Genomic DNA, 7,346 nt, shown 5'->3' with positions numbered 1-7,346 from the left:
ACCGGCTCCATCCTCCAAGGCGTCCTGCCCGAGGCGTGCTCGGTTGACCTGGGGGGCCGCAGGCTCCGCCCACATTGGTGCCGGCCATCGTGAGCGGAGCCGGCGCTCGAAGCGCCCAGTCGCGAAGCTTGTGTTCGCCGGGAGCCGTCCGGGGTGCCACGGCGTTATATCTCCGGGCGCTTTGTCGCGCGCCCGCTTCGGTGTAGTCTTGGGGCGCTTTGGAGCCCGGGGGGATTTCTCGATGGCTCCTCCGAGCGTTCTCCCGGTCCGCGATGCGCGCCGCCGGCATGGCCCGGCGGACACCCCGGCCACCCGGGCCCGATCGACACCGGATTCACTCAGCGACGAGGAGGAGAAGATCATGGTGCATCGGATGACGCGTCGGACGTTGCTCACCACCGCATCCCTGGCCGCCGCCGGCGTGGCGACGGGGCCCTGGGTGGTTCGGGCCCGGGCGCAGGGCGCGCCGCTCAAGGTCGGTCTGGTCCTGCCTTACACCGGCGTCTACGCCGTGCTCGGCGAATCGATCACCCAGGGCATGGAGCTGGTCTTCGCCCGCGAGAACTGGACCGTAGCGGGCCGCAAGATCGAGATGATCAAGGAAGACGACGAGATGAAGCCGCCCGTGGGCATCCGCAAGACGGAGAAGCTCATCGACTCCGACAAGGTGGACATCCTCACGGGGCCCGTGCACAGCGGCATCCTGATGGGCATGCGGGACAAGGTCCACAGCTCCAAGACCATCCTGATCGTCTCGAACGCGGGCGCCGACGCCATCAGCCGCGAGCGCTGCTCCAAGTGGATCTTCCGCACCTCCTTCTCCAACTGGCAGCCCTGCCAGCCCATGGGCGGCTGGGTGGCAAAGAACGTGGCCAAAGAAGTGTTCCAGGTCGCGCCCAATTACCAGGCGGGCAAGGACATGATGGAAGCGTTCAAGGAGACCTTCGTGCCCGCGGGGGGCAAGGTCGTGGCCGAGGACTACCCCAAGCTGGGCGAGACTGACTACGCGCCGTACCTGACCAAGATCAAGCAGTCGGGGGCCAAGGCCGTCTTTGCCTTCTTCTCCGGGACCGACGCCGTGAACTTCGTGAAGCAGTACGATCAGTTCGGTCTCAAGCAGACGACCAAGCTCACCGGCGCGGGATTCCTGACCGAGCCCGACGTGTTGCCCGCCCAGGGCAGGTCCGCGCTCGGCGTCATCACGGGGCACTTCTACACGCCCGTGCTGGACAACCCGACGAACCAACGGTTCGTCAAGGAATTCCGCGAGAAGTTCAGCAACAAGATGCCGGACGGCTTCGCCTGCCAGGGCTACGACACGGCCGAGACGATCGTCCGCGCCCTCAAGGCCGTCAACGGCAACACGCAGGACAAGGAGAAGCTCGTCGCCGCGCTCGAGAAGACCGAGTTCGACAGCCCGCGGGGCCGCTTCCGCTTCGACCCGAAGACTCACAACGTGATCCAGCCGTTCATCTACGTGCGCGAGGTCAAGGAGGTTGCGGGCGGCCTCAACAACGTCCCGATCGACAAGGTCGCGGACGTCAGGGACCCCGGCACCGGTTGCACCTTGCCGGCCTGATCGAGCGACCAGGGGCCGGGCGGTCACGCCCGGCCCCCCACGCCCGCCTCGCCCGTGCCTTTCGTCCTCGACCTCTTTGCCCAGGCCCTCAACGGGCTGTCCTACGGAGTCCTGCTCTTCCTCCTCTCGGTGGGGCTGACCCTGATCTTCGGCATGCTGGACGTGGTCAACCTCGCCCACGGCTCCTTCTACATGCTGGGCGCCTACGCCGGGCTGACGCTCATCGCGGCCACGGGCAACTTCTGGCTGGCCCTGGCCGCGGCGCCGCTGGTGGTGGGCATGATCGGCGTGGTGATCGAGCGCAGCTGTCTCCGCCCGCTCTACTGGCGCGGTCCGCTGGACCAGGTCCTGCTGACCTTCGGCCTCATCTACCTGTTCGAGGACCTGGTCAAGTGGATCTGGGGCGGCCGCATCCGCTCGATCCCGCCCCCCGACCTGTTCTCGGGATCGGTGACGCTCTGGGGCGCCACGGTGCCGTCGTATCGGATGTTCGTGATCGCCTTCGGGCTCGTGATGGCCGTGGTCCTCTGGCTCCTCATCGAGCGGACGCGTCTCGGCGCCATCATCCGCGCCGGGGTGTTCGACTCCGAGATGGCGGCGGGCATGGGCATCAACGTCGACCGCGTGTTCACGGGCGTCTTCGCCTTCGGGGCGGGGTTGGCCGGGCTGTCGGGGGTCATCGCGGGGCCGATCCAGTCCGCTCAGCCGCCCATGGGCGCCACCATCCTCGTCCCCGCCCTCATCGTCGTCGTGGTGGGCGGGCTGGGCAGCCTCAAGGGCTCGCTGGTGGGCAGCCTCATCATCGGCCAGGCCGAGACCTTCGGAAAGGCCTGGCTGCCCGGCGCCTCCATGCTCATCATCTATCTCGTGATGGCCCTCGTGCTGCTGCTCCGGCCGCAGGGTCTGTTCGGGCGCGCGCTGAAATGATCCCGCGCGGGATCGCCATCGCGGCTCTGATCGTGGGGGCGGCGGTCTTTCCGGCCTTCGCGGGCAAGTACCCGGTCAAGCTCCTCCAGGAGATCCTGATCTGGGGGATCTTCGCCATGAGCCTCGATCTCTTGATGGGCTACGCGGGCATGGTGTCGCTCGGCCACTCCGCCTTCTTCGGGGTGGGCGGCTACGTCGCCGCCCTTGCGCTGCTGAAGTCGCCCGATGTCGTCTCGGGGCTGCTCCTCCCCGCGGCCGCCGCCGCCCTGGCCGCCCTCGCGATCGGGTTCTTCTCGATCCGCGTGAGCGGCGTCTACTTCATCATGCTGACCCTCGCCTTTTCCCAGATGTTCTACGCGGTCACCTTCCAGGTGGCATGGCTCGGGGCCGAGGACGGCATCGTCGGCGTCCCGCGGCTGGCTGCCCTGGGCCTGGACACCGCACAGCCGCTCCAGTTCCACCTCTACCTGGTGGGGCTGGCGGCCGTGGCGGCGCTCTGCCTCTGGCGCATCGTGCGCTCGCCCTTCGGCCACGTCCTGCGCGGCATCCACGAGAACGAGCCGCGCATGGAGGCGCTGGGCTACGCGGTCAACCGCTACAAGCTCCTGGCTTTCGTCATCGCCGGCACCGTGGCGGGCGTGGCCGGGTCGCTCTACACCCAGCTGGTCGGCTCCATCACTCCTGACGCATTTCTCTGGACCACCTCCGGCGAGGCCCTCCTCATGGTCATCATCGGCGGCACGGGCACGCTCGCGGGCTCCATGCTGGGCGCGGCCGCCTTCATCCTGCTCCAGAGCCTGGTCAGCTCCTACACCGAGCGCTGGATGCTGATCCTGGGCCTGACCTTCGTGCTTCTCGTGCTCTTCGCCCCCGGAGGCCTCGTGGGTGCCCTCCGCGGGCGCGTGGGAATACGCTCGTGACGCCGGCGCCCCTGCTTGCCATCACGGCGCTCACCCGTACCTTCGGGGCGCTGTCGGCGCTCGGAGGTATCTCGCTCAGCGTGACACCGAGGACGCGCCACGCCATCATCGGGCCGAACGGGGCCGGCAAGACCACGCTCTTCAATGTGATCACGGGGCAACTCGCGCCGAGCGCCGGGCGCATCGTCTTCGACGGCCTGCTCGTGACGGGCCTGCCGCCGCACGCGGTGGCCCGGCGCGGCATCTCCCGCTCCTTTCAGCGGACGAACCTCTTTCTCAAGCTCAGTGTCCTCGAGAACCTGCGCCTCGCCGCGGCCGCGGACGGGCGGGGGAGCTGGAGCGTCTTCGGGCGGGTGGATCGACTGCGCGCGCCCCTCGGGCGCGCGGGGGAGACGGCCGAGGCCGTGGGGCTCGAGGCACGGCTCGCCATGCCGGCGGGCGCGCTCTCCTACGGAGAGCAGCGGCAGCTCGAGGTGGGGGTGGCGCTCGCCACCCGGCCCAAGCTCCTCCTGCTCGACGAGCCCACGGCGGGCATGTCGCCGGAGGAGACCCAGCGGATGACGCGCATGCTCGAGAGGCTGCCGCGCGAGGTGACGCTCCTCATCATCGAGCACGACATGGACGTCGTCGGGTCACTGGCCGAGCGCGTGACCGTTCTCCACTACGGCGAGGTCCTGACCGAAGGCACCTTCGATCAGGTCAAGCGGGATCCGCGCGTGTACGAAGTCTATCTGGGGAGCGCTTAGGGTGCTCGAGGTCGAGAGTATCCAGACGTACTACGGTGAGAGTCACGTGCTGCGCGGCGTCTCCGTCAGGGTGGCGCCGGGCGAGGCCGTGGCCCTTCTCGGCCGGAACGGCGCGGGCAAGACCACGCTGATCCGGAGCGTGGCGGGGATGACTCCGCCCCGAGACGGGCGCGTGGTCTTCGACGGCGAGGCCGTGGAGCGCTGGCCGGCCTATCGCATCGCGCGGCGGGGCCTGGCCCTGGTCCCGCAGGGGCGGCGCATCTTCGCTCCGCTCTCCGTCCGGGAGAATCTCCTGCTGGGGGCTCGACCCGGGGAGTGGAGGCTCGACAAGGTGTACGATCTCTTCCCGTGGCTCCGGAAGCGCGAGGAGCAGTCCGGCGGCACCCTCTCGGGCGGCGAGCAGCAGATGCTGGCCATAGGCCGGGCCCTCATGACGAACGGGCGTATGCTCGTCCTCGACGAGCCGTCGGAGGGGCTGGCCCCCCTCATCGTGCGCGAGATCGGGCGCGTGGTGCAGGGGCTCAAGGGTGAGCGCCTTTCCATTCTCCTGGTGGAGCAGAACTATCACCTCGCGCTGCGAGTCGCGGATCGGGTCTATGTCATGAGCAAAGGGCAAATCGTGTGGGAGGGAACGCCCGCAGGCCTCGAGGCCGACGAGGAGATCAAGCGCCGGTTCCTGGGAGTCGCGGAGGCGGGAGGAGAGGCGTGAGCTGGATAGATCCGGATTTTCCGAGGCAAGCCACCCCGAGCGAGAGGGTAGGCCGCGTGCTAGGCCTCAATCCCGGCATGATGACCGGCCCGGGCACCAATACCTACCTCGTGGGCCGCCGCGATCCCATCTTGATCGACACGGGCGCGGGCGTGCCCGAGTACATGGACGTGCTCGCGAGCTATCTTCGCGCGCGCGGCTGGGGCCAGCCCTCGCGGGTGATCCTCACCCACCGGCACATGGATCATCTGGGCGGGGTGCCGCACCTGCGCGAGCGTTTCCCCGGCCTGTCCGTCTCCAAGCTGATCTTCAAGGACGCCGGGTTGCCCGAGGGGACCACGAATCTGGAAGACGGGCAGGTGATCGAAGGCGACGGCGTGAAGCTTCGGGCCGTGCACACGCCCGGACACGCCTCGGACCACCTGTGCTACTACCTCGAAGAGGAGCGGGCGCTCTTCACCGGCGATCTCATCCTGAGCGGCTCGACGAGCGTGATCCCCGATCAGGACGGCGATCTCGCGGACTACATGGATTCGCTGCGCCGCGTGCAGGCCCTGGGCGCCGAGCGGATCTATTCCGCCCACGGGCCCGTGATCGACAACGCCGCGGCCAAGATCCAGGAGTACATCGACCATCGTCTCGAGCGCGAGCGCCAGATCCTCGCCGCCCTCGGCAATGGCGCCCGCACCATCCCCGACATGGTTAAGGTGATCTACGCCGACATCCCCGTGAAGCTCCACATGGCCGCCGGCATGTCGGTCCACTCGCATCTCAAGAAGCTCAAGAAGGAAGGCCGCGTGGCCGAGGAGACGATCTCCGGGGCCGCGTCGCGCTGGAGCCTCATCTCGTAGCGCGCCGAGGTCGTGGGTCAGCGGGTGCCGCGCGCGAGGTCGTCTGGACAACCTCCCGTTCGATGTGGTATGGGTTGCGGCACTCCCCGAAGCCGTGGAATCCGGCGCCTCGACGGCGCCGTTCGATTCGTCCTCCGCCTGCAACCGCTCCTACGGAGGTGACGTCGGGCATGTTCCGGTTCTTCCTGTCCCGCATCGCGCAGACGATCGCCGTGCTGTTCACGGTGTCGGTGATCATCTTCGCCCTCATGCGCCTGATCCCCGGCGACCCCATCCTCATGATGCTCGGGGACGACTTCAGTCAAGACGCCTACCGGCGCCTGCAGATCAAGTTCGGTCTGGACCGCTCGATCGTCGTCCAGTACCTGATCTGGCTCGGGAACATCCTCCGCGGCGAGTTCGGCGATTCCTATCTGAACCAGGAGCCGGTGCGGCGGCTCGTGTGGGACGCCTTCCAGCCGACCCTGGTGCTGGTGGTGGCGAGCCTGATCGTCGGGGTCCTCATCGCCCTGCCCTCCGGCATCGTGGCGGCCATGCGCAAGAACAGCCCGTGGGACTGGGGATCGATGGGCTTCGCCATCTTCGTCTACTCGATGCCGAGCTTCTGGAAGGGCATCGTCCTCATCTGGATCTTCAGCGTGGGCCTCGGCTGGTTCCCCGCCGTGGGGTACGTCCCCCCCTGGCAGGAGTTCTGGAACGGGATGTGGCGGCTTGTCCTCCCCGCGATCACCCTCGGGACCTTCTTCTCCGGGCTCGTGGCCCGCATCGTCCGCTCGAGCCTCCTCGAGGTTCTCGATCAGGACTACATCAAGGCCGCGCGGGCCCGCGGCGTGCGGCAGACGACGCTCGTGTACCGCCACGGGCTGGCCAATGCCCTCATCCCCGTGGTGACGGTGATCGGGCTGCAGTTCGGAGCCCTCCTGGGCGGGGCCGTCCTCACCGAGACCGTCTTCGGCATCCCCGGCATGGGGCGCCTCACCGTCGCGGCGATCCTCAATCGCGACTACGCGGTGGTGCAGGGGACGATCCTCGTGGGGGTGTTGGCGGTGGTGGTCGTGAACCTGATGGTGGACCTCACCTACGCCTTCCTCAACCCCAGGATCCGGGTGACGTGATGGCACAGCCCCTCGACGCCGACGGGCTGGCCCTGCCCGCTTCCGCGCCCGCGGCGGACGCCGTCGCCGAGGGGCGGGAGCTCGGGCGCGCCCGCCGCTGGTGGCGCCGTTTCGCGCGGAACCGCGGCGCCGTCTTCGGCCTCGCGGTGTTCCTCGCCGTTGTCTTCATGGCGCTCTTCGCTTCCGTGCTCGCGCCCTACGATCCGCTCGCCCAGGGCGTGGGGCCCGCGAACCAGAGCCCCACGTGGGCTCACTGGGCGGGGACGGATAGCTTCGGGCGCGACATGCTGAGCCGGATCATCTACGGCGCCCGCATCGCCCTCGTGGTCGGCATCGTGTCCGTGCTCCTCTCCCTGAGCGTGGGCGTCGCGCTTGGTCTCGCCGCCGGCTACTACGGCGGGTGGGTGGACACGGTGATCATGCGCGTGATGGACGGCCTCTTCGCCTTTCCCATCATCATCCTCGCCATCGCCATGATGGCAGTGATGGGCTTCGGGGT

8 protein-coding genes are annotated in these 7,346 nt (G+C 68.4%); all 8 read left to right on the top strand.

The window, feature by feature from the left end:
* The first annotated feature begins 361 nt into the window (after window positions 1-361).
* Window positions 362-1,579 carry an ABC transporter substrate-binding protein gene (locus tag VGT00_04470; protein HEV8530652.1) on the top strand — a complete coding sequence of 406 codons (1,218 nt, stop codon included), beginning with the start codon at window positions 362-364 and terminating at the stop codon, window positions 1,577-1,579.
* A 54-nt stretch (window positions 1,580-1,633) separates the two neighbouring features.
* A complete protein-coding gene (locus VGT00_04465; GenBank protein ID HEV8530651.1) occupies window positions 1,634-2,506 on the top strand; it encodes a branched-chain amino acid ABC transporter permease in 873 nt (290 codons plus the stop codon).
* Window positions 2,503-3,426 (top strand): branched-chain amino acid ABC transporter permease, encoded by a 924-nt coding sequence (locus tag VGT00_04460; protein ID HEV8530650.1) that lies wholly within the window; start codon window positions 2,503-2,505, stop codon window positions 3,424-3,426. Before VGT00_04465 ends, VGT00_04460 begins: the two co-directional genes overlap by 4 nt.
* Window positions 3,423-4,172, top strand: a complete 750-nt coding sequence (locus VGT00_04455) for an ABC transporter ATP-binding protein (protein ID HEV8530649.1) — start codon at window positions 3,423-3,425, stop codon at window positions 4,170-4,172. The genes VGT00_04460 and VGT00_04455 overlap by 4 nt, the downstream gene beginning before the upstream one ends.
* Before the next feature lies 1 nt (window position 4,173).
* Entirely contained in the window at window positions 4,174-4,881 is a 708-nt protein-coding gene (locus VGT00_04450) for an ABC transporter ATP-binding protein (protein HEV8530648.1), read from the top strand.
* Window positions 4,878-5,732: an MBL fold metallo-hydrolase gene (locus VGT00_04445; protein ID HEV8530647.1), complete on the top strand. Its 855-nt coding sequence runs from the start codon at window positions 4,878-4,880 to the stop codon at window positions 5,730-5,732. The genes VGT00_04450 and VGT00_04445 overlap by 4 nt, the downstream gene beginning before the upstream one ends.
* 170 nt (window positions 5,733-5,902) lie before the next feature.
* Entirely contained in the window at window positions 5,903-6,847 is a 945-nt protein-coding gene (locus tag VGT00_04440; GenBank protein HEV8530646.1) for an ABC transporter permease, read from the top strand.
* Window positions 6,847-7,346 (top strand): ABC transporter permease (locus VGT00_04435; protein HEV8530645.1); only part of this gene is annotated, 500 nt, incomplete at its 3' end. The genes VGT00_04440 and VGT00_04435, both read left to right, overlap by 1 nt.

This window comes from Candidatus Methylomirabilota bacterium, from assembly GCA_036002485.1.
Taxonomy (GTDB): Bacteria; Methylomirabilota; Methylomirabilia; order Rokubacteriales; family CSP1-6; genus AR37.
This window is presented reverse-complemented; position numbering and strand designations above follow the sequence as displayed.